The 22,330-nt window shown below is 70.6% G+C and carries 14 protein-coding genes; 4 read left to right on the forward strand and 10 right to left on the reverse strand.

Features of this window, described 5'->3' with window-relative positions; all coding sequences use genetic code 11:
- Positions 1–31: 31 nt before the first annotated feature.
- The 4 genes from NJE57_RS02405 to NJE57_RS02420 all read right to left on the reverse strand — a co-directional run bounded on the left by NJE57_RS02405 (position 32) and on the right by NJE57_RS02420 (position 7,563).
- A complete protein-coding gene (locus NJE57_RS02405) occupies positions 32–2,674 on the reverse strand; it encodes an AAA family ATPase (protein WP_319026760.1) in 2,643 nt (880 codons plus the stop codon).
- On the reverse strand, positions 2,671–3,858 hold the full coding sequence (locus tag NJE57_RS02410; protein ID WP_319026761.1) for a metallophosphoesterase family protein: 1,188 nt from the start codon (positions 3,856–3,858) through the stop codon (positions 2,671–2,673). Before NJE57_RS02410 ends, NJE57_RS02405 begins: the two co-directional genes overlap by 4 nt.
- A gap of 70 nt (positions 3,859–3,928) precedes the next feature.
- On the reverse strand, positions 3,929–4,633 hold the full coding sequence (locus NJE57_RS02415; protein WP_319026762.1) for a hypothetical protein: 705 nt from the start codon (positions 4,631–4,633) through the stop codon (positions 3,929–3,931).
- A gap of 53 nt (positions 4,634–4,686) precedes the next feature.
- Complete coding sequence (locus NJE57_RS02420; RefSeq protein WP_319026763.1) at positions 4,687–7,563, reverse strand: DEAD/DEAH box helicase; 2,877 nt, start codon at positions 7,561–7,563, stop codon at positions 4,687–4,689.
- A gap of 155 nt (positions 7,564–7,718) precedes the next feature.
- Between NJE57_RS02420 and NJE57_RS02425 the strand changes: the two genes are divergently transcribed.
- Complete coding sequence (locus NJE57_RS02425; RefSeq protein ID WP_319026764.1) at positions 7,719–8,480, forward strand: HNH endonuclease family protein; 762 nt, start codon at positions 7,719–7,721, stop codon at positions 8,478–8,480.
- 8 nt (positions 8,481–8,488) lie between these two features.
- On the opposite strand, the gene NJE57_RS02430 is transcribed toward NJE57_RS02425, so the two are convergent.
- Genes NJE57_RS02430 through NJE57_RS02450 form a run of 5 tightly spaced genes read right to left on the reverse strand, consistent with a single transcriptional unit; the run spans position 8,489 to position 15,042 of the window.
- The gene (locus NJE57_RS02430; RefSeq protein WP_319026765.1) at positions 8,489–10,567 is read right to left on the reverse strand and encodes a DEAD/DEAH box helicase; all 2,079 of its coding nucleotides are present in this window, start codon (positions 10,565–10,567) and stop codon (positions 8,489–8,491) included.
- 54 nt (positions 10,568–10,621) lie between these two features.
- Positions 10,622–11,857 carry an MFS transporter gene (locus NJE57_RS02435; RefSeq protein WP_319026766.1) on the reverse strand — a complete coding sequence of 412 codons (1,236 nt, stop codon included), beginning with the start codon at positions 11,855–11,857 and terminating at the stop codon, positions 10,622–10,624.
- Entirely contained in the window at positions 11,854–13,188 is a 1,335-nt protein-coding gene (locus NJE57_RS02440; RefSeq protein ID WP_319026767.1) for a M20/M25/M40 family metallo-hydrolase, read from the reverse strand. Before NJE57_RS02440 ends, NJE57_RS02435 begins: the two co-directional genes overlap by 4 nt.
- A complete protein-coding gene (locus tag NJE57_RS02445) occupies positions 13,185–14,396 on the reverse strand; it encodes an amino acid deaminase/aldolase (protein ID WP_319026768.1) in 1,212 nt (403 codons plus the stop codon). Before NJE57_RS02445 ends, NJE57_RS02440 begins: the two co-directional genes overlap by 4 nt.
- A 7-nt stretch (positions 14,397–14,403) precedes the next feature.
- Positions 14,404–15,042: a TetR/AcrR family transcriptional regulator gene (locus tag NJE57_RS02450; RefSeq protein ID WP_319026769.1), complete on the reverse strand. Its 639-nt coding sequence runs from the start codon at positions 15,040–15,042 to the stop codon at positions 14,404–14,406.
- Between the two features lie 142 nt (positions 15,043–15,184).
- Between NJE57_RS02450 and NJE57_RS02455 the strand changes: the two genes are divergently transcribed.
- From NJE57_RS02455 to NJE57_RS02465, 3 genes are all read left to right on the forward strand, one after another.
- The gene (locus tag NJE57_RS02455; RefSeq protein WP_319026770.1) at positions 15,185–16,519 is read left to right on the forward strand and encodes a D-arabinono-1,4-lactone oxidase; all 1,335 of its coding nucleotides are present in this window, start codon (positions 15,185–15,187) and stop codon (positions 16,517–16,519) included.
- A gap of 83 nt (positions 16,520–16,602) precedes the next feature.
- Positions 16,603–17,298, forward strand: a complete 696-nt coding sequence (locus NJE57_RS02460; protein WP_319026771.1) for a hypothetical protein — start codon at positions 16,603–16,605, stop codon at positions 17,296–17,298.
- Between the two features lie 127 nt (positions 17,299–17,425).
- Positions 17,426–21,280 carry a multifunctional oxoglutarate decarboxylase/oxoglutarate dehydrogenase thiamine pyrophosphate-binding subunit/dihydrolipoyllysine-residue succinyltransferase subunit gene (locus NJE57_RS02465; protein WP_319026772.1) on the forward strand — a complete coding sequence of 1,285 codons (3,855 nt, stop codon included), beginning with the start codon at positions 17,426–17,428 and terminating at the stop codon, positions 21,278–21,280.
- A 115-nt stretch (positions 21,281–21,395) separates the two neighbouring features.
- Here the strand turns inward: NJE57_RS02465 and NJE57_RS02470 are convergent, their stop codons facing one another.
- Entirely contained in the window at positions 21,396–22,310 is a 915-nt protein-coding gene (locus tag NJE57_RS02470; protein WP_319026773.1) for a glycine betaine ABC transporter substrate-binding protein, read from the reverse strand.
- Positions 22,311–22,330: the final 20 nt, after the last annotated feature.

The raw sequence follows: 22,330 nt of genomic DNA on the forward strand, positions 1-22,330 counted from the left end.
CGCCCCGAGGATCGACCACGCGTTCGTGCGGTCAGTCCCGGGACGCACCCGCGCTGCGCATGATGTGGGTTCGTGCGCTCCCGACTCCGGCGAATCGCGCGCGGTCGCACGTGAGGACGATCACCTGCGAGGTGGCCGCGGCCGCGGCGATGACCGCCCCCATGGACAGGCGTCGAGCCGGATCGGTGTACCCCATCGTGTCGTCGAGGAACACCGGGACTCCGTTGTCGCCCACCAGTCTCGCGCAGGCGATCCGGACGATCACGGCCAGCTGTTCCCGCGCCCCGCCCGACAGCGACTCGTAGTCGACCGTGACGCCACCGGAACGTCGGCTGAGGATGGTCAGGTCCTCCCCCAGACGGACGTCGAAGTCGCGCCCGTAGACCAGGCATCCGAGTTCCACCACGGCGCGGTGAAAAGGCTCCTGGTAGGACCGGAGCGCCTCGGCCCGACGCTGCACGAGGGTGCGGTGGAGCAGGTCCGCCGCGCGGGCGCGTCGCCACAGCGCCTCGTTCTCCCTCTGCGCGGCCTCGAACTCGCGCTCGGCGACCGCGACATCCCCGAGCCTGCCCTGCTCGCCGATCGCGTTCACCCGTCCGAGTGCGGTGGCCACCGCAGCCGCGCCGTCCCGCTCCTCCGACACGAGCGCGGCCAACGACGCGCGCGCGTTCTCGAGCAGTTCCGGAGGAGCGTCCGCCAGTGCCTCGTCCAGACGGGCCCGCGCCCGGACGACGGCCTCCCGTGTGGAGTCCACCACGACCCTCGTCCGCTCCAGTGCGACCTCGAGATCCTCGTCCGGGGTATCGGCCCTCGCCGCGGCGAGTGCGTCCTCACATTCCTGCACGCGGGCCGCGGCCTCCGCGGCCAGCGCCTCCCGGGTGGCGAGGTCGGTCCGTAGGGTCTCGGCCTCGGACGAGGCCGCCCTGTCCTCGCCACGGCACCTGGCGAGGTCAGACTCGGCATCCGCCGACTCCACCGCCGGGTCGGTCGACGAACCGGCTCCCGGAACACCTGTGTCACAGGGGTCCCCCGCCGCGGGCCGGGCGTCGTCCCGGTCCGCGGCCACCTCGGTCGCGAGGGCGGATCGTCGCCTCGAGAGGTCCTCGAGCGTGTCACCCCGGAGTAGATCAGTCCTGCGTCGACGGTGTGCGGCGATGTCGGCGCGGAGTCCGTCTGCACGCCGCTCCCGCTCTTCGGCCTCGGACAGCGACCCGGCGCCGACCTCGGCCAACAATGCGGCGAGGCGGGACCTGGCCGTCGTTTCCGCTCGGCGGACCGCCTCCGTGTCACCGGCGGGAACCACGGTCAACGACACCGAGCCCACCTCGAACACGGTGTCCTCGACGATCTCCCGCACCCATCCCTCGGCGGCGTCGACCGGCTCCGAACCGATGAGGACCTCTCCCGCGCCGGCGACGGCCACCGTCGGGGCGCTGGCCGCGCTCCGGACGACGGCTTCGCGCAGGGCCGCTTCCGCGTCGCGGATCCGGGCGACAGCCCCGCCGGGCAATCCGACCTCCGCCAGCTCGGCCTCCATTCCGGCGAGCTCGTCGCCGAGGACGCCCAGCGTGCCGAGCAGGGAGTCGACCTCCTCCAGCTCCGCACGCCGCCGCGCGCACTCGTGGGCCTCGCGCTGAGCATCGAGGAGAGCGCGGGCACGGGTGACCCGTGCCTCCGCCGACTCGAGGGCGGTCCGCGCCTGCATCGCCCTGGTCTGAGCCGGTTCCGACCTCGCCGCCGCCTGCGCGGCCGCGTCCCGCAGGTCGGCCATCCTGAGTTGTTCACCGTCGCGTCGGGAGACGAGACCGGCCCGCTCCCGGTGCAGGCGGCTCGAGGCCTCGTGCGCCACCGTGGCGCGGTCGACCTCCGCCTCCGCGGTCCGGAGGGCCTCCCGGAGTCCGGTGGCCGTGCGGCCCGCCTCCTCCAGGCGCGCCACCTCGGCCTCGACGGCGACCAGCGAGGACCGCCGGCCGGCGTGGGCGGCGGTCTGGCGGGCGTGCTCGGTCACCGCGGCATCGAGCTCCGACAGCCCTGCCGTGGCCTCGTCCAGCGCTGTGCGGGCGTCGGCCAGACGGGTCTCTGACCGAGCCAGATCTCCGGTTGCTTCGCCCCTGCGTGCCGTCAGGTACCGGTTCCGTTCCTCCGCGACGCGCATGATGAGGCTGTCGTCGCCGGTCGGGTCGGCGCCGCCGGCGGCGGTGTCCAGGGCTCGACGCAGCGATTCCATCCCCTTTCCGGCGTCCACCTGACCGATGGGTTCGTCCTGGGCGATACGCAGGGCCCTCCACAGGGACCGGTCCACCCTGCGGTCGAGGAGATCTCGCACGTACTCGTGTGCGTCGTCGCCCGTGAGTGCCACCTTCGCGGAATCGGTGAACTCGAGCGAGGTGCGCTTTCCCCGGACGAACTCCTTCCGGTACCGCAGCCGTTCGCCGTCGATGGTGAAGTCCGCCTCCACGACGACGGGGACGTCCCGCCCCACGGGACTCGCGGCTTTGATCTCCGCTCGCCCGGAGGACGCCTTGTGCTCGAGGAGCATCTCCAGTGCGTCCATGAGGCTCGTCTTGCCGGACTCGTTGGGCCCCTCGATCACGAAGACGCCCCGGGAGGGCACGTGCACCTCTTCCCGCTCGACCCCACGGAAGTCCTCGATACACAGCCGGTGCAGGATCATCGCACGCCTCCGTCGACGAGCCGGTACAGCAGGCTGAGCGCGTTCCCCGCGTCCTCGGCGTCCGGACCGTCCGACGCCGCAGCCTCCACGAGATCCTCCACCGCGCGCCCGGCGTACCCGTCGACGAGGTCGGTGAAGTCCGAGTCCTCGGCTCGGACCACGAGATGGGTGAGCCGCTCCCGCAGGTACGCGGCCGCGAACAGCGCCGCCCAGGTGTCGAGCAGGTCGTCGATCCTGGCGCGTAGTGCGACTCCGACGGTCCCGGTGAGCCCCAGCTTGAGGACCGTCCTGGACTTGTCCCCGACCGCCTCCACGCGCTCGGAGAGCGCCTCGAGGTCCGCCTCGGTCTCGATCTCCGCGTTGATGGCGCGGAACGACCAGCGTCCGGTCCGTACGGGGGTGACCGCACAGTCGACCCGGCTCCCGGTGGCGTCCGGTCTCCCGAGTTCGACGAGCAGCGCGTGACCGGAGTCCTTCTCCACGTCGTCGAACGCCGTCGTCTCGGGGCTCCCGGAGAACCAGATCCTGTTCCCGGAACCGACACGGGTGACCGAATGCCTGTCGCCGAGTGCGACGTAGTCCAGGTGCCCCGCCCCGACGGAGTCCTCCAGATCCGCGACGCGGATCGCCTCCACCGACGGGGCGTCACCACCGTAGACCTCGTCGGTCCCTCCGTGAGCCACGAGGACACGCAGTCCGTCGGTCGGCCCCAGCGAGGCGAGCAGTGCGGGCAGGCGGGCCGGATCCGGACGTTTGGAGGTCCAGGGGACTCCGACCACCTCGACGCCCGGGAGCACCTCCACAGGTTCGGAGTCCTCGAGGACGGTGACCGCTCCCCCGTGGACGGCCGAGGAGAAATCCCTGCACCGCAGTACCGAGGACACGTCGAGCGGGTCGTGGTTCCCGGGGAGGACGAGTACGGGCACCGGGAACGCCGCGAGGGCCTCTGCCGCCCGCAGGACGACCGACCGGGGTACCGCGTTGTCCTCGAACGCGTCACCGGCGACCACCACGAAGCCCGCACCGTACTCGGTGGCCAGCTCCCCCAGCGAGGCCACGGCCGCGAGCCTGTCCGCGGTGTACACGGCCTGGGACTCGGTCCCGAGGAAGCGCCGGGTCATCCCCAGCTGCCAGTCCGCGGAATGGAGGAATCGGATCACGTCGCCGTTCCGTCGCCTGTCCATGGCCGCATCGTAGGTCGCGGGTCCGACATCACCGGCATCGGACCGTCGGGCTCCCCGGCGCGCGCGCCAGTCATCGTGGGCGGTACCGCGAGAACGCGTCGAGGAAGTCCTCGAGGTCGGCCACGACCCGCAGCTGCTCGAGCGGGTCCGAGGTGGCGGCCGCCGCGAGTCTTCTGGTGACCGGCGCGTCCAGCAGGTCCTCCAGGCCGGCCGGCTCGGCGGTGGGATGAGCCGGCACCAGCGGATCCCGGCCCCACAGGCCCTCCTCCACGTCGAACGCGACGGGACCGTCGTCCCCGTCTGCCGTCCCTCCCAGTACCGCGCCCAACGACTCGGCCCGCAGTCCGCGGAGCTCGAACATCACCTCGGGGGCGGCGTCCCACCACTCGACCAGCACGTAGGCCGCGGACAGCACGTGTCGGCACGGCCCGGGTTGCACCGGACACCTGCAGGAGTACCTGGTGGACCCGTGGACCGCGGGGAGCAGCAGGAAGCCCACGGTGTCGGAGAACCCGCCCGACAGTGCGCCCAGGACTCCGCCGTCCTCCCTCCGGAGGGCCGAACGCAGGGCGTCGGTGTCGGTGCCGTCGAGCTGGGAGAACTCGAACTCGACGGTGTACGGCTCCGGCTGGCTGCCGCCGACGTCGCACCGCACGATCCGGCCGGAGTGGTCGAGGGAGAGCACCTTGCCGTCTCGTGCGTCCCTGCGGGCGAGGAACACGTCCCGCCGGTCCACCCCGACCTCGAAGTCCGAGGACCATCGACGGCTCCACATGTGCGCCCCGAAAGGACCCGCCCGCGACCTGGTGGGGATCCCCGCGCGACCGCTCACGGTTCGTCACTCCCCTCGTCGGTCAGGGCGACCAGGGCGGCGAGATCCGCATCGGTCAGCTCGGTCAGTACACCCGCGAGCGGCCCCAGGGTGAGATCGGCCAGCTCACGTTTGGCCTCCAGCAGCTCGTCGATCCGGTCCTCCACCGTCCCCGGTGCGACGAGCGTGCGGACCTGGACCACCCGCGTCTGACCGATCCGGTGCACCCGATCCGTCGCCTGGTTCTCCACCGCGGGGTTCCACCACCGGTCCAGGTGCACCACGTGGTTGGCCTCGGTCAGGGTGAGCCCGGTCCCGCCCGCGCGGAGGGAGGCGAGCATCACCGGCGGACCGTCCGCGCTCTGGAACTCCTCGACCATCGCCGCCCGACCGGCGGCCGTGACGCCGCCGTGGAGGAACGGCACGCCCGTCGCGGCCCTGCGCTCGAGTAACGGCATGATGAGGTCGCCGAAGGCGCGGTACTGGGTGAACAACAGGACCTTCTCCCCCGCGTCGAGGATCTCGGTGAGTACCTCGTCCAGTGCTGCGAGCTTGCCTGACCGGTGACGCCCCCCGCGCAGGAGGGCGGACCCGTCGCCGAGATAGTGCGCAGGGTGGTTGCACACCTGCTTGAGCGCGGTGAGTCCGGACAGGATGGCCCCCTTGCGGGCCGCGCCCTCGGATTCCTTGACCTGCTCCATCATGTCCTCGACGACAGCCTGGTAGAGGGTCGCCTGCTCGCGGGTGAGTGGCGAGTCGACCCGGATGTGCTGCTTGGCGGGCAGATCGGCGGCCACCGCCGGGTCCGATTTGAGTCGGCGCAGCACGAACGGGGATGCCAGGGCCCGTAGCCGCGAGGCCGCGGCCTCGTCCCTGTGGGACTCGATGGGCACCGCGAACCGGGCGCGGAAGGTACTGGCCGACCCGAGCAGTCCGGGGTTGGCGAAGTCGAGGACCGCCCGCAGTTCGTCCAACCGGTTCTCCACCGGGGTTCCGGTGAGCGCGATCCGGTGTCGCGCGGGGATCGACCTGATCGCCCGGGACACGGCCGTGGCCGGGTTCTTGACCGTCTGGGCCTCGTCCGCGACCAGTCGTCGCCACCTCACCCCCGTGAGCATCTCGGCGTCACGTGCGGCGGTGCCGTACGAGGTCAGCACGAGGTCCGTCTCCGCCATCCGGTCGACTGCACCCTGACCACGGTCACGGCCCGGGCCGTGGTGCACGTGGACACGAAGCCGCGGAGCGAACGTGGCGGCCTCCCGGGCCCAGGTCGCCACCAGGGTCAGGGGCGCCACCACCAGGGTGGGGCCGCTCCGCCCGGCCGCGTGTTCGGCGGCGGTGAGTGCGAGGACCTGCATGGTCTTGCCGAGCCCCATGTCGTCCGCCAGCACGGCACCGGTATCGGCGCGCGCCAGCGCCGAGAGCCACCTCACACCCTCGGACTGGTACGGACGCAGCGTGGCCCGGAACCACTCCGGGAGGACCACCTGGAACGACGACGACGAGGGGATCCAGTCGAGCGTGGGGGGCGACTCCACCTCGACGCCCTCCGCCTCCTCGGACATCAACGCCCCCACCAGCGCCGGCGCGGTCACCCTCGTCCCACGGCCGGCGGCGAGGAAGCGGGCCGCCCGTCGGAGCGCCCCCGGGTCCGCCCGCACCCACTGTCCCCGGAGCTTGACCAGATCCGAGGCGGCGTCAAGCAACATCCGGGCCTCGGTGGCGTCCAGAGGGGTGCCGTCGACCACCATCTCCCAGTCCACGTCCGCCAACTGCTCGAGCCCCAGCCGGTGCCCCGAGTCCACGGACTCGGTCCCGGGTTCCTTCACGGCCACCCTGACCGCGGTCCTGACCCGGGTCCAGGCCCTCGGCAGGAGGACCTCGACGCCCCGGCCACGGAGCGCCTCCACTCCCTCGTCGACCAGATCCACCACGAGGTCGGTCGGCAGGAGCAGGTCGGGACTCCCTGCCGCGTGGGTCGCCCGCGAGAGAGGCGGCCACGACCGGACGGCCCTGTCCATGACGTCGCCCACCGGTCCGGCCACGGCGGTGGCGTCGGCCATCTCGGAGAAGGGTCGTAGGGAGTCCGTCCCCGTCCTGACGAGCACCTGCAGACGCCAGAACACGCCCCCGGGCGGGGACTGCTCCCCCTCCGGACCGTCGGCCTCGTCGTCCGCGGAGGGCTCGAGCACCCGGAACACCACCTCGACGTCCCTCGCCGCGGCCGCCCGGCCGAACTCCGAGATCGCCTCGGCGAGGCCCTGTGTGCCCGACGACACGCTTCCCCCGCTGACCAGCGCGTCCCCGAGGTCGCTGTGGCGGTCCGCCGCCAGTGGTGCCAGCGCCGCCCGGGCGTGGTGATCCGCCAGTGCCGACAGGAGACTGGACAGCTCCTCGCGGGTGGCGACCAACCCGTGGCAACGATGCAGACTCTCCGTTGTCCAGGCCGAGATCACCGGGGAGGCGACCAGCTCCCAGGACGCCTCCCACCCCCCGTCCAGGCGGGCCAGGGCAGGAACCACATGGCCCGTGGAGACGAGGGTCGCGACGCCGGCCGACAACGCGGCGAGGGCCCTCAGTCCGGGTCCGACCCACTGGTCGTCGGCCCCGAGGAGTCCACAGAGGTCGATCGCGGCGGCGACCGATATCCGGATCCCGGGGACCGTCGCTGCTCTCACCCGGCCCTCCACCACGGCGCGGACGGTGATCCGGTGCGAGAGCTTGTACTCCTCGAGGAATCCGAGAACCTGTTCGGGTGCACCGGCCCGGGCCACCGCCGTCACGGAGGAGGCCGGCGCGACGGACCGCGGGCGGTGTAGTCCCGTGTCGCACCACAACCCCACGACCCCGGACTGCCAGACGGCATGGAGCCGGGGATCGACGGTGTGGGTCACGACGCCATGAAAGCACGCCCGTCGGACACGGCCCCGTCCGCGGGGCCGTGCACAGGAACCGACGGTCCCTCCACACCCTCGAGCATCTCCACAGGGTCGAGCCGCCGGCCGGTCGGTCGGCCCACCATGCGCCCGCCGTCATCGATACTCGCCGCGTGACCCACGACTCGCGTCTCGGACCGCTCACCATGTCACCCACGCGGATCATCCCGCCGGTCGGACCGAGGGCGCTCTGCCTCGTACTGGCCGTGGGGGCGGCGGTCCTCGTGGTCATGTGGCTGGCCGAACCGCGGACCCCGGCCCCGGGCAGTCCCGGTCGGGACCGCGTCGGTCCTCTGCTCGCGCAGGTCGAGGTGGTGGACGAACGGGTCCCGGTCCCCGGGTACGAGCGGGATTGCGCGGGAACCTCGGCGTGCGTGTTCGGCCCGGCCTGGAGCGATTCGACCGGAGCGCCCGGCTCACGGAACGGCTGCCCCACGCGTCACGACGTGCTGGCCCGCGATCTCCGCGGGGCCACGACGGACCCGGCGTCCCCCTGCACGGTGGACGGAGGGACCCTCGTGGACCCCTATACCGGTCGGGTGGTGGACGTGGGCGACTCCGGTGTCAGGGGCATTCATGTGGACCACGTGTTCCCCCTGGCCGCGGCGTGGGACCTGGGGGCCTGGCGGTGGTCAGCCGAGCGCCGCGCCGCGTTCGCCAACGACGTCGACCGCAATCTCCTCGCCGTCACCGGGTCGGTCAACAGCGGGAAGGGCGATTCGACGCCGGAGGGCTGGCTCCCGCCGGACCCTGGTCGGCACTGCTTCTTCGCCGCCAGATACCTCACGGCTGCGGTCGCGTACGGACTCCCGGTGACCAGCGGGGACCACGAGGTGCTGACGGACGCGGTCCGCGGCTGCCCCGCCGGGGCGTAGCGGCGGGGTCAGTACCGGTCGGAACCGCCGCCCGAGCGGCCGCGGAACCCGCCGCCACGGCGGTCGTCGCCGTCGCCCCGCCGGGAGCCCCCACGGTCGTCTCCCCTGGTGCCCCGGTCACCACGATCGGCCCTGTCGCCGCCACCTCGCGGGCGGCCACCGCGGTCGTCCCTGGATGCTGACGGGCGACCGGCGGGGGGACCGGAATCCGGTCGGATGTCGATCTCGGACCCGGCCACCCGGATCCCGCGCATCGATTCGATCTGGTCGCGGGACAGGTTCGCGGGAAGCTCGACGATCGAGTGGTCGAAGCGAATGGAGATGCGTCCGATGTCACCGCCGCTGAGCCCGGCCTCGTTGGCCAGAGCGCCCATGATCGACCCGGGTTTGACGTTGTTCCGCTTACCCACGGCGACCCGGTACTGCGCCATGTCCTTGCCCGTCCGCGAGGGTCGGGGGCCGTCCGAGAAGTCACGGCCCGGACGCTCGCGCCGCTCGTCGCGCCGACCCTCCCGCCTGTCGTCCTGCCTCTCACGACGCACCGGCCGCTCCGGCTCCCGCATGAGGAAGTCGGCGGAGTTCCGGGACTGCGTGGCGAGAGCGGCGGCGATGTCCGCCATCGAGACGGAGTGCTCGTTGGCGTACTCCTCCACCAATCGACGGAACATCGCCAGGTTCGGATCGTCGAGGCTCTCGGTGATCGAATGCCCGAACTTGGCCATCCGCATCTCGTTGACGTCGTCCACGCTCGGGAGCTGGATCTCCGTCAGCGGCTGACGCGTGGCCCGCTCGATCTGGGAGAGCATGCGCCGCTCCCGCGGGGTCACGAACAGCAACGCCTGCCCGCTGCGACCGGCGCGGCCCGTACGGCCGATCCGGTGCACGTACGACTCGGTGTCGTGCGGGATGTCGTAGTTGACCACGTGGCTGATCCGCGACACGTCGAGCCCGCGGGCGGCCACGTCCGTGGCCACGAGGATGTCGGTCCGGCCGTCCTTGAGCGCCTCGATCGTCCGCTCGCGGAGGTTCTGCGGGATGTCGCCGTTGATCGGCGCGGCCGAGAACCCGCGAGCCCGTAGCTTCTCCGCTAGTTCCTCCGTGGCCGACTTGGTTCGGACGAACAGGATCATCGCGTCGAAGTCCTCGACCTCGAAGATCCGCGTCAGTGCGTCGAGCTTGTCCCGGTGGTTGACCAGCACGTAGCGCTGGTGGATGTTCGGGGCGGTGGAGGTCTTGGATGCGACCTTCACCTCGGCCGGATCGGTGAGGTACTTCTGCGAGATCCGGCGGATGGCTGCCGGCATGGTGGCGGAGAACAGTGCGACCTGGGTGGTCTGCGGGGTGTCGGACAGGATCCGCTCGACATCCTCCTGGAAACCCATCGCGAGCATCTCGTCGGCCTCGTCGAGCACCAGATGGCGCAGTCCCGACAGGTCGAGGGTGCCCTTCTTGAGGTGGTCGATGACGCGACCCGGGGTACCGACGATGATCTGGGCGCCGCGCCGCAGACCGGACAGCTGGATGCCATAGGCCTGCCCACCGTAGATGGGCAGCACGTTGACCTGGGGCATGTTCGCCGAGTAGGTGATGCACGCCTCGGCCACCTGGAGCGCGAGCTCGCGGGTGGGGGCCAACACGAGCGCCTGCGGGCTCTTCACCGACGGGTCGATGAGCGAGAGGATCGGCAGCGCGAAGGCCGCGGTCTTACCGGTGCCGGTCTGCGCGAGCCCCACGACGTCTCGGCCCGCCATGATCAGGGGGATCGTGGTGGCCTGGATGGCGGAGGGGACCTCGTAGCCGACGTCCTTGACGGCCTGCGCGACGGCCGGCGCGAGCCCCATGTCGGCGAACGTGACGGTGGAGCTGTCCGCCTTCTCCTCGGTGGGGGCGCGGTCCTCGGTCTTCTCCGCCACGGGCACCTCCGCGTGGGGCTCCTCCACCTCGGGAGCGCGGTCGTCCGACCCGCGGGCGGCGGGGACCCGGTCGACCGTGTTCTCGGCGAGGGTGTCGGTGGTGTCGGGGGCGCTGGCGGGGGTGTCGACCTCGTCGCCGGCGGTGGCGGTACGGTCCTCGTTGTCGTTGTTCATGAGGTGACTCATGCTACGGCGTCGACGGCCCCATACGCGACACGACGACGCAGGTCACTCCCCCGACGTCACCCGGGCCATCCGGTCGTGGGTCTCACGGGCGAACAGCCACGGGACCACGGCCGCCAGGAGCAGCGCCCCCGAGATGGCGAATCCGGCGGTGTATCCGGACAGCTGCACCACGACGCCCACCAGCACCGGACCGAGGATCGCCCCGGAGTCACTGGCCATCTGGAACGAGGCCAGCACCTTGCCGCCGGAGCGGTCGGCGCCGATCACGTCCGCCACCGCCGCCTGCTGGGCGGGATTGAGCACCCCCGCGCCCATGCCCGCCACGACCGATGCGGCGATGAGCAGAGGAACCGTGTCGCACCATCCCAGGAAGATCGTCGAGATACCGGAGACGAGCAGGCCACTGATCACCAGGGGGCGCCGGCCGTATCGGTCGGACAATCGGCCGGCCAACGAGATCACGGTCGCCGTCCCCACGGCGAACGAGGCGAGTGCAGTCCCCGCGATCCCCGGGCCGGCGTCGAAGTTCGCAGCCGCGAACAGGGGGACGATCGCCACCCGGACGCCGAAGGAGGACCACCCGTTGGCGAAACTCGACACCAGTGCGGCGACGTACCGGGCGTCCCGTAGCGCGTCCCGCACCGGGAGCGGCTCCTGCTCGGGGGTCCCGTCGTCAGGCGACTGCCGCCGTCCGCCCCGGAGGAATACGGCCACCACCGCGGTGGCCACGAGCAGACTGACGGAATAGACGAAGAACGGCACGCGCATGCCGAACTCCGCGAGTAGCCCGCCGAGGACCGGCCCACCGATGTTGCCTATGAGGAACGCCGTAGCGTAGAAGCCCATGATCCGGCCGCGAGCGCCCGGCGGCGAGAGCCGGGTGAGCAGGGCCATCGCGGAGATGGTGAACATGGTCGAGCCCAGACCACCGAGACCACGGAAGACCAGCAACTGCCAGTAGGACTGCGCGAACCCGGTGGCCAAGGTCGATATCGCCACGATGAGCAGCCCGCCCATGTAGACCCATCGCTCCCCCAGCCTGTCCACGAGCACGCCGCCGGCGGGGGCGAACACGAGCCGGAAAAAGGCGAAGACGCTCACGACCACCGACGCGGCCGCCACCGAGACGTCGAAGCTCATGGCGTACTGGGGAAGGACGGGGGCGACGAGCCCGTAGCCCACCGCCACAGCGAAGGCCGCGGCGATGAGTACCCAGATGTCGGCGGGCAGCCTGGCACCCGCCTCGGGCGTCCGGGCTGCGGTGAAAGGCAGCCTCACGCCGAACGGAGCACACGGTCGAGGACGTCCGCACCGAAATGGAGGGCGTCGACCGGGACCCGCTCGTCGACGGCGTGGAAGTGGCCGAAGACATCGAACTCGTCCGGCACCCTCAGGGGGACGAAACCGTACCCGTGGATCCCCAACGGTGCGAGGTGCTTGTTGTCTGTACTGGCCGGCAGGAGGTAGGGAACGACGAGCGCGTCGGGGTCGGACTCGCGGACCGACTCCCGGATGACCCCCACCAGCGGGTCGTCGGCGGGCGCGGCGATCGGCGGTTGCCAGATCCAGTCGACCGTCACGTCGGGGCCGAGCTCGTCCTCGATCTCCGCGCGGAAGGTCTCCTCGCCGCCGGGCAGGACACGGCAGTCGATCTCCGCGAACGCCTCGGAGGGGATGACGTTGGTCTTGTACCCGGCGGACAGGATGGTCGGCGAGGCGGTGTGCGAGAGCGATGCCTCCACCAGCGGACCGAAGTGTCCGAGCACGCCCAGGTGCGCGGGCAGGTCCGCGACGTCCCCGCTCGACCCGGCGATCTCGCCGACCGCCGCCGCCAGGGCGGCGTTGGCCTCGGTCGGCGCGACGGGGAAGTGGCGGCTCGCCACCCTGTGGACGGCACCCGCGATCGCGGCGACCGCGTTGTCCGTGGTGGGCCGGGAGGCGTGGGCGGCGGCCCCGTTCGCACTGACCCTGGCCCAGGCGACACCCTTCTCCGCGACGGCGATCGGGTAGAGCCGACGTCCGGCCACCGGCACGGACCACCCTCCGACCTCACTGAGTGCGTGGGTCATGCCGTCGAAGATCTCAGGGTGTTCGCGAACCACCCACTTGGCACCCATGGTCCCTGCGGCCTCCTCGTCCGCGAAGAAGGCGAGCAAGAGGGGTCTGCGGGGGACGATGCCCTCGCGGCGGTGGTGACGCACGACAGCGAGCATCATGCCGATCATGTTCTTCATGTCGACGGTCCCACGGCCGTAGAGCCAGCCGTCGTGGATCTCCCCCGAGAAGGGCGGCACCGTCCAGTCCTCGGCGACCGCGGGCACCACGTCGACGTGACCGTGGACGACCAGTCCACCGGCTCCGGGGTCCGCTCCGTCCACGCGGGCGAACAGGCTTCCGCGACCGGGCACGGATTCCACCAGTCGGCTGGGGATCCCCACCTCGTCGAGGTACTCGGCGATCCTGCGGCACACGCGGGTCTCACCGTCCCCGATCGACGCCGGGTCGCCGGTGTTGGTCGAGTCGATGGACACCAGATCGGCCGTGATCGAGACGGCCTCGGCGTGCAACAGGTCCCGCATCTCGTCGGTCATCGGCGCGGTGTCCGTCATCCGAAACACTTCCCTTCCCCACGGTAGGTGGGCCAGCGGTCCACCACTGCGGGCCCCTGTTCAGTCTCGTCCACCACGTGGAGCGTGTCGAACCGCTCGCAGACCTCCCCCGCCTTCGCGTGTCGCCACCAGGCGCGGTCGCCTATCGCCACATCCCCTCGCACGGGGGTCTGGACCTCGCCCGCGCCCTCTCTTCCCAGGTATCGCAGCCCCGCGGGGCGAGCGGGTACCGGCAACCGGTCGGCCCCCGGCGCCCCGGAGGCGACGTAGCCGCCGTACAGGAAGGTCGTGAGTCCACGGGCGGGGGTCCGGACCGCGGGCAGCGCGAAGAACAACGAGGGGCGCGGCGTGAAGGACCGGTAGTGGTCGAACAACCCGGGAACGAAGAGCCCGGACCCCGCGGTGACCTCCGTCACGGCGGGGTCCGCGGCGCTCTCGGCGACCGAGCCCGAGCCGCCGGAGTTGACGATCTCCGGCTGCTGCCCGGTGACGTCGGTGATCACCGCGGCGACGGCCTCGCGCAACCCGAGCAGACGACGCATGGACAGTTTCTTGACCACACCGACACCGCGGACGTCGTCCGGGACACCGGCGACCTGCGCCTCGTAGAACATCGCCCCCACCACCCGGAACCCCGCGGCCACGGCGCGACGGACCAACGGTTCGACGTCGGCGGGTCCGCGTAGTGGCGATCGCCGGACCCCGAGGTGGATCGGCCCGAGGCGCAGCGAGGCGTCCACGTCGATGCACACCCTCGCGCCACCGGCTCCGGACGCCCGCGCGATCTCCACCTGACGGACGTCGTCGATCATCAGGGTCACCGCGGCGAGAGAGCCCGGGTCCGCGCCCAGCCGGGCGAGGGCACCGCGGTCGACGGTCGGGTATCCGACGAGTACGTCGTCACACCCCTTCTCCACGAGCCACAGCGCCTCGGCGAGCGAGTAGGCCATGATCCCACGGACAGTCGCATCGCCCCGGAGCCCCGGGCCCAGGGCCTCCTCGAGCACCCGACGCGATCGGACCGACTTACTGGCGATCCGGATCCGCGTGCCGCCCGAACGTCGTCCGAGGTCGGCGAGGTTCGCACGCAGGCTGGGGAGGTGGAGCGCGGCGAGAGGCGCGTCGAGTCCGGCGGTGGCGGCCTCGACGGCGTCGAGTGCGTCGGGCTCGTGACCGCCCACCCCCCTGGTCACCGTCGGCCTGGTCACCGTCGACCTAGTCACCGTCGGCCGGACGCGCGTCCGCCACGACGAGGTCGACCGCCCGGTGCAGAAGCGTGATGGCCTCGTCGTCGTCCCGGCAGATCTGCCACCGCAACCCGATGCCGGCGACCGTGGCTTCCACGACCCGCACCATGTCGTCGAGCCCCATACCCCAGTACATGCCCGCGGACTGGGCGGTCCGCTCGAGCACCGATCGGACGATCTCCTCGTTGGACTCCTGCTGGTGGCGGGCCAGCCCGATCTCGGGTGAACCGTGGGTACGTAGGGAATAGGAGACGATCTCGTAGGTGAGGAGTTGCCGGTCGGGCGAGGCGGAGATGACCGCCCATATGAGGTCGATGGCCTCGTACAGCCGTCGCCGCAGCCCCTCCCTGCCGCGGGTGCCGGAGTCGAAGTCGACGTTGATGAACGCCCTGGCCGCCTGGTGCACCTCGGAGTTGACCGCACCGATGACCTCGCGCAGGAGCTCTTCTTTGTCGGTGTAGCAGTAGTGGACGACACCCAGCGAGACCCCGGCGCGCTCCGCGACCCCTCGCACGGTCACCGCTCCGAGACCGTCGTGTTCGGCGATCTCCAGGGCGGCCCTGAGGAGCTGCGCTCTGCGCTGATCGGATGGAAGGCGTCTGGTCACCCGTCCATGGTACGACGGCGCCTCGGCGACAGACACCGGTCAGGGTCACACACGCCTCGGTGCACCGGGCTCGGCCGGCGCGATCTGGTCAGTCGTCCGGGACCGTCCCCCACCCGCCCCGCGGGAGGTAATCTCGGCAGCCATGACGACCTCGAGCGCATCGTGGCGGAACTGGGCCGGGAACGTGATCGCCTCGCCCTCCGGCCGCTCCAACCCCACCACCGTCGCAGAGGTGGTGGAGGTCGCCACGGCCGCCGCGGACCGCGGCACCAGGATCAAGTGTGTGGGGGCCGGCCACTCCTTCACCCCCGCCGCCGCCACGGACGGCGTCCTGGTCTCACTCGACGACCTGACCGGGATCGAGTCGATCGTCCCCACCCGCGACGCCGACGGCCACGTCGACGGCGCGGACGTGACCGTCTGGGCGGGCACGCGCCTGCACCGGCTCGGCCCGCTGCTGTGGGACCTCGGCCTCGCCCAGCCGAATCTCGGCGACTTCGCGGAGCAGTCTCTCGCCGGGGCCGTGTCGACGGGCACCCACGGCACGGGCCGAGGTGCTGTGGGGCTACCCGCCACCGTGGTCGGCCTCCAGCTCGTCACGGCGGACGGTTCCGTGCTCACCTGCTCGCGGGACGTCCATCCGGAGGTGTTCGAGGCGGCCAGGCTCGGGATCGGCGCGCTGGGGGTCATCACCAAGATCACGATCCACTGCGTACCGGCGTTCGCCCTGCGTGCCGAGGAGCACCCCTGGACCCTCTCCGCCGCCCTGACCGATCTCGAGGGTTTCGCAGACTCGGCCGACCACGCCGAGTTCTTCTGGTTCCCCCACACCGACGCCGTCACCGTCAAGCGCAACACCCGGTTCCCGGGAGACGCAGACCTCCGGCCGCTGAGCCGGGTCCGGGAGTTCATCAGCGACGAGTTCCTGTCCAACGAGGCGTTCGGCGCACTGTGCCGCACCGCCGCCCGTCGACCGGCGCTGACACCACGACTCAACCGCGTCGCCGCCGCGGCGCTGTCCGCCCGCGAGTACACCGACCGCAGCTACAAGGTCTACGCCTCACCGCGTCGGGTCCGGTTCCGCGAGATGGAGTACGCGGTCCCGCTCGCCGCGGCGGCGGGGGTCCTGGGGGACCTTCGCGACGTGATCGACCGCTCCGGCATCGTCACCCCGTTCCCCGTCGAGGTGCGGTTCGCCGCCGCCGACGACGTCTGGATGTCGACCGCCTACCGGCGGGAGGTCTGCTACATCGCGGTCCACCAGTTCCATCTGATGGATCACACCGAACTCTTCCGGTTCGCGGAGGAGATCTTCCTCGCCGCGGACGGCCGCCCCCACTGGGGGAAGATGCACACCCGTACCGCCTCGGACCTCTCGGGCACGGTCGGGCGCTTCGATGACTTCGTCGCGGTCCGGGACCGCCTGGACCCCGGCCGCGTCTTCGGAAACGAGTACACCGAACGGGTCCTGCCCTAGCGGGGCGGGCCCCTCCGATTCTCCGTACCGTGGTGTGGAAGAGGACCCCCGTCCCGATCGCGAACACTCGAGGAGATCCGCCCGTGCCAGACCGCGTCCCCGCCGAATCCGAAGTCTCGGGACCCCTCGCCGGGGTCGTCACGTCAGCACTGCGCAAGGCGATACGGAGTCAGGCGGGTGCCGCGCGCAGCTATGTCCGGAAGCTCCGTGAGCACCATCCGGGCGACGGTCCCGAGCAGATCCGCGAGCGACTCGATTCACGGTTCCTCGCCACGGTCACCGCGTCCGGGGCCGCCGTCGGCGCCACCGCCGCCGTTCCGGGGGTGGGCACCGTGCTCGCCTTCGGTGCGATCGGCGCGGAGTCACTCGTCTTCCTCGAGGCCACCGCGTTCTACACGTTGGCCGTGGCCGAGGTGCACGGTGTCGACGTCCGGGTGGGCGAGCACGAGGAACTACTCGTCATGACGATCATGCTCGGCGCCTCCGGGACCGCGATCCTGTCCAACGCCGTCAGCACGGGTGGCGGGGCCGCCGCCGGTGGCTCTCTCGCCGGCCGGACCCTCGGTCTGCCGGGACTGAAGGAGGTCAACCGCCGGATGATGACCCGCTTCGCCCGGAAGTTCGCGGTCAAGCGGGCCACGCTCGCCATGGGCAAGCTCGCTCCGGCCGGGATCGGCGCCGCGTTGGGCGGCTGGGGCAATCGCAGGCTCGGCAGGACCGTCGTGGACGCCGCCGCCACCACGTTCGGAACCCCACCCGACAGCTGGCCGACATCCTGACCCCGCTGGCGCCGGAGGGGGGCATCCCCCTGACAGGTGAGATCAGAAGGCCGAGACCGCGCAGAAGGTCTAGCCTGGGTTCATTGCGTGTGAAACCCACCACAGACCAGAGAGGCACCACAACATCGTGAGCAACAACGTCTCACAGTTCGGACAGAACCAGTGGCTCGTCGACGAGATGTACCAGCGGTTCTCCAAGGACCCGTCCTCCGTGGACAAGTCGTGGCACGAGTTCTTCGACGCGAACCCCGGGGCCGCCGCTTCTGGGGGTGAGAGCTCGTCGAACGGCACGTCCGCCGGTCGTCCGACCTCGGACGGGGGTGACGAGCGTGGTGACGGCCCGAGCAGTGGTGGGAAGAGCGCGGACGGCGCGGCTTCGGGAGACAACGCCACCCCCGACGCGAACACGCAGAAGACCTCGGAGCTGACCGTCGGCGACATGTCTCCTGAGTCGTCGGCCAAGGACGTGGCCGCCAAGCCCACCGCCGAGAGCTCCCCGAAGAGCAAGGCGCGCGGGCAGGGAGTGCCCGCCCCCGAGCGGACGCCCGGCTCGCGGGGCAAGTCGGACGCACCCGCCGCCAAGCGGACCACGCGGCCCGAGTACACGCCTCCCGAGGAGGCGGAGAACAAGGTCCTGCGCGGCCCGGCCAACGCGATCGTCAAGAACATGAACGCGTCGCTGACGTTGCCCACGGCCACCTCGGTCCGTGCGATTCCGGCCAAGCTCATGATCGACAACCGCGTCGTGATCAACAACCACCTCAAGCGGACGCACGGCGGCAAGATCTCCTTCACCCACCTCATCGGGTACGCGATGGTGCAGGCGATCAAGGCCTACCCGAACATGAACAACCACTTCGAGGAGATCGACGGCAAGCCCAACGTCGTGACCCCGAACGGGATCAACCTCGGCCTGGCGATCGACATGAAGACCAAGGCGGGGCGCACCCTCGTCGTGGCCGCCATCAGGAACTGCGAGGACCTGACCTTCCGCGGCTTCCTCGACGCCTACGAGGACATCGTCTCCCGCGCCCGCATCGGTAAGCTGACGATGGAGGACTTCTCGGGGGTCACCATCTCCCTCACGAACCCCGGCGGGATCGGCACCGTCCATTCTGTGCCGCGACTCACCGTGGGGCAGGGCACGATCCTGGGCGTCGGCGCGATGGAGTACCCGGCCGAGTTCCAGGGTGCCAGCGACGAGCAGCTGGCCAACAACGCCATCGGCAAGATCACCACGCTCACCTCGACCTACGACCACCGGATCATCCAGGGTGCGGAATCCGGGGAGTTCCTCCGCGAGATCCACCGCCTCCTGCTCGCGGACGAGTTCTACGACGAGATCTTCGACATGCTCGGGATCCCCTACGAGCCCGTCCGGTGGCGTCAGGACATCACCGACCCACGCGTGGACAAGGACGCCCGGGTCCTCGAATTGATCGCGGCCTACCGAGACCGCGGCCACCTCATGGCGGATATCGATCCGCTGGACGGACGGCACGCCAAGCGTCGCCGCACCTTCCACCCCGATCTCGACGTCAACTCCCACGAGTTGACGCTGTGGGACCTGGACCGCAAGTTCTCCGTGGGCGGGTTCGTCGGCAAGGACAAGATGCGCCTGCGCGACGTCCTGTCGGCGCTGCGCGCGGCGTACTGCCGCAAGATCGGCATCGAGTACACCCACATCCTCGAGAACGAACAGCGCCAGTGGATCCAGGATCGCGTCGAGGGCGTCGACGACAAGCCGACGGTCGCCGAACAGAAGTACATCCTGTCCAAGGTCAACGCGGCCGAGGCGTTCGAGACCTTCCTGCAGACCAAGTACGTGGGTCAGAAGCGCTTCTCCCTGGAGGGCGCCGAGTCGGTCATCCCGATGATGGACGCGGTGATCGACGAGGCGGCCGAGTTCGCGCTCGACGAAGTCGTGGTCGGGATGCCGCACCGTGGTCGGCTCAACGTCCTGGCCAACATCGTGGGCAAGCCGTACCGGCAGATCTTCACCGAGTTCGAGGGCAACATGGACCCCTCGGCCGCGCACGGTTCGGGTGACGTCAAGTACCACCTCGGCGCGGAGGGGATCCAGTACCAGATGTTCGGCGAGAACGAGATCAAGGTCTCGCTCACCGCCAATCCGTCCCACCTCGAGGCCGTCGACCCCGTCCTGGAGGGAATCGTGCGCGCCAAGCAGGATCTCATCGAGGACCCGGAGTGGCGTGCCGAGTACCCGGTCGTCCCACTCATGCTCCACGGCGACGCGGCGTTCGCCGGACAGGGAGTGGTCGCGGAGACTCTGAACCTCTCCCAGATCGACGGCTACCGCACCGGCGGAACCATCCACATCGTCGTCAACAACCAGATCGGCTTCACGACCGCTCCCGAGGCCGGTCGGTCCAGTCAGTACTCCACGGACGTCGCCAAGATGATCGGCGCCCCGATCTTCCACGTCAACGGCGACGACCCCGAGGCGTGTGTACGGGTGGCGCGGCTGGCGATGGACTTCCGCCAGCAGTTCAAGAAGGACGTCGTGATCGACCTCGTCTGCTACCGCCGTCGCGGCCACAACGAGGCCGACGACCCGTCGATGACGCAGCCCCGGATGTACGAGGTGATCGACGGCAAGAAGAGCGTCCGTCAGTCGTACACCGATGATCTGGTCGGTCGCGGCGACATCACCGAGAAGGAGGCCGAGAACGCCCTCCGCGACTTCCAGGGACAGCTCGAGCGGGTCTTCAACGAGGTCCGCGAACTAGAGAAGCACCCGGTCAAGGCGTCCGAGTCGATCCTGCCAAACCAGCCGCTGCCCAAGCGTCTGGTGACGGCCGTGGACGAGTCGGTCATCCATGCGATCGGCGACGCCTTCGGCAACCTGCCCGAGCACTTCCACATCCACTCGCGTGTCAAGCCCGTCTACGAGGCGCGCCAGAAGATGGCCTATAACGGCAACATCGACTGGGCGTTCGCGGAGTTGTTGGCGATCGGTTCCCTGGTGCAGGAGGGCCGCACGGTCCGCCTCACCGGCCAGGACTCCCAACGGGGGACGTTCACGCAGCGCCACGCCGTGGTGGTCGACAAGACGACCTCCGAGCCGTATTCACCGCTGCAGAACCTCGAGGACGCCCAGGGTCGGCTGGAGGTCTGGAACTCCGCACTCACCGAGTTCGCCGGCGTGGGCTTCGAGTACGGATACTCCGTCGGTGACCCCGAGGCGTTGGTCCTGTGGGAGGCGCAGTTCGGCGACTTCGTCAACGGCGCCCAGACCATCATCGACGAGTACATCTCCTCGGGTGAGGCCAAGTGGGGCCAGAAGTCCTCGGTCACGCTGCTCCTGCCGCACGGTCACGAGGGCATGGGCCCGGACCACACGTCGGGGCGGATGGAGCGGTTCCTGCAGCTGTGTGCCGAGGGCTCGATGACGGTCGCCCAGCCGTCGACCCCGGCGAACTACTTCCACCTCATGCGCCGCCATGCCACCGACGGCATCAAGCGCCCCCAGATCGTCTTCACCCCCAAGTCGATGCTGCGGAACAAGAAGGCCGTCAGCGCTCTCGCGGACTTCACCTCCGGCAAGTTCCGCTCGGTGCTCGACGATCCCACCTTCGTCGACGGCGGCAAGGACCCGGGCGAGGTCAAGACCATGCTGCTGGTCTCGGGCAAGCTCTACTACGAGCTCGCCGCACGTCAGGAGAAGGAGGGCCGCGACGACATCGCGATCGTGCGACTCGAACAGATCCACCCGATCCCGTTCCGTCGCCTGCGTGAGGCCCTCGCGCACTACCCGAACCTCTCCGAGGTCCGGTGGGTGCAGGAGGAACCGGCCAATCAGGGGGCGTGGAGTTTCCTCGCCCTCAACGTGCCGGAGGTCATCCCCGAGTTCCCGAGGATCAAGCGGGTCTCGCGCCGGGCGATGGCCGCCACGTCGACCGGCCTGAGCAAGGTGCACGCGGTCGAGCAGAAGGCGCTCGTCGACGAGGCCTTCGCGTGACCACTCCCGCGGGGTAGGCGCCCGCGCCGCCGCCGATCCGCCGGATCCGCCACCCCGCCCCTGGCCCCCGTGGGGAGCGGATCCGGGGCGGGGTGGCGGAGTGGGGCCTCGGAGGTCAGTAGTCGTGTGAGTCGAGCCAGTAGTTGGCCAGCTCGACCGGGGTGGCCGTCCCGAACTCCACCCCGAGCAACAACTCCCGGACGTCCTCGGTGGTCAGCTCACCGCTGATCCTGTTGACCAGGGCGAGCTGGTCCTCCGAGAGCGAGCCCTTCCGGAACACCGGTACGAGATGCTGGGCCGGGATCGCGTTCTCGTCGTCGTCCAACGGCACCATGTCGTCGGGATCCAGTATCGGGTCGGTCGACTGGACCAGCCCCACTCCGATCCGGCCCGCCCGCAGCGCCTCGAACACCTCGCGGGGATTCGGGCCCATCGCCACGCGTCGCCCGAACCCGCAGTCGTAGGTCCCCCCCACCGCGGTGGCCAGCTCGCGATCGGTGAGTGCCTCCTGACGGGCACCCAGGGTGAACTCCCCGCACCGCCCCGCCAGGTCGGACATCGCCCGCAGGCCGTTCGTCTCCGAGGTGTGCCTGGTCACCACGTACACGGGAGCGTCCTCCGCCGGTGCCGGATCGGCGGCGGTGACGCCCTCCGGGAGTGCGGCCACCATCGCGGCGTAGACGTCCTCGTCCCGGACGGCCGAGGAGCCGGGATCGAACGTGCGCAGCAGTTCGCCGGTGAAACCGACGGTGAACGTGGAATCCCCGTCGACCACCGACTCCACCACCTCGTCCTGGGTGCCCGACTGCGGGCGCGCGGTGACCCGCGATCCCGATCGCATGAGGGCGTTGGTGTAGATGTGCCCGACGATCTCGGCCTCACCGAACGAGGCCGTCTCGATCACCACCACCGGATCGGGTACGTGCGCGGGGACGATCGAGGACTGGGCCTGGCATCCGCCCAACGCCACCGCGAGGGTCCCCACCGCGGCCAGTGCCCGCACCCCGACCAACTCTCCCGTCCGCCGCATCCGTCCACGCCCTCTCTCAC

This window comes from Dietzia sp. PP-33, assembly GCF_033790845.1.
Classification (GTDB): Bacteria; Actinomycetota; Actinomycetes; order Mycobacteriales; family Mycobacteriaceae; genus Dietzia.

Excerpts from the sequence above, each read along its gene's own strand:
- NJE57_RS02415 (WP_319026762.1), bottom strand. The coding sequence starts at position 4,633 with ATGTGGAGCCGTCGATGGTCCTCGGACTTCGAGGTCGGGGTGGACCGG.
- NJE57_RS02405 (WP_319026760.1), bottom strand. The coding sequence starts at position 2,674 with ATGATCCTGCACCGGCTGTGTATCGAGGACTTCCGTGGGGTCGAGCGG.
- NJE57_RS02455 (WP_319026770.1), top strand. The coding sequence starts at position 15,185 with ATGACGACCTCGAGCGCATCGTGGCGGAACTGGGCCGGGAACGTGATC.
- NJE57_RS02430 (WP_319026765.1), bottom strand. The coding sequence starts at position 10,567 with ATGAACAACGACAACGAGGACCGTACCGCCACCGCCGGCGACGAGGTC.
- NJE57_RS02470 (WP_319026773.1), bottom strand. The coding sequence starts at position 22,310 with ATGCGGCGGACGGGAGAGTTGGTCGGGGTGCGGGCACTGGCCGCGGTG.
- NJE57_RS02440 (WP_319026767.1), bottom strand. The coding sequence starts at position 13,188 with ATGACGGACACCGCGCCGATGACCGACGAGATGCGGGACCTGTTGCAC.
- NJE57_RS02410 (WP_319026761.1), bottom strand. The coding sequence starts at position 3,858 with ATGGACAGGCGACGGAACGGCGACGTGATCCGATTCCTCCATTCCGCG.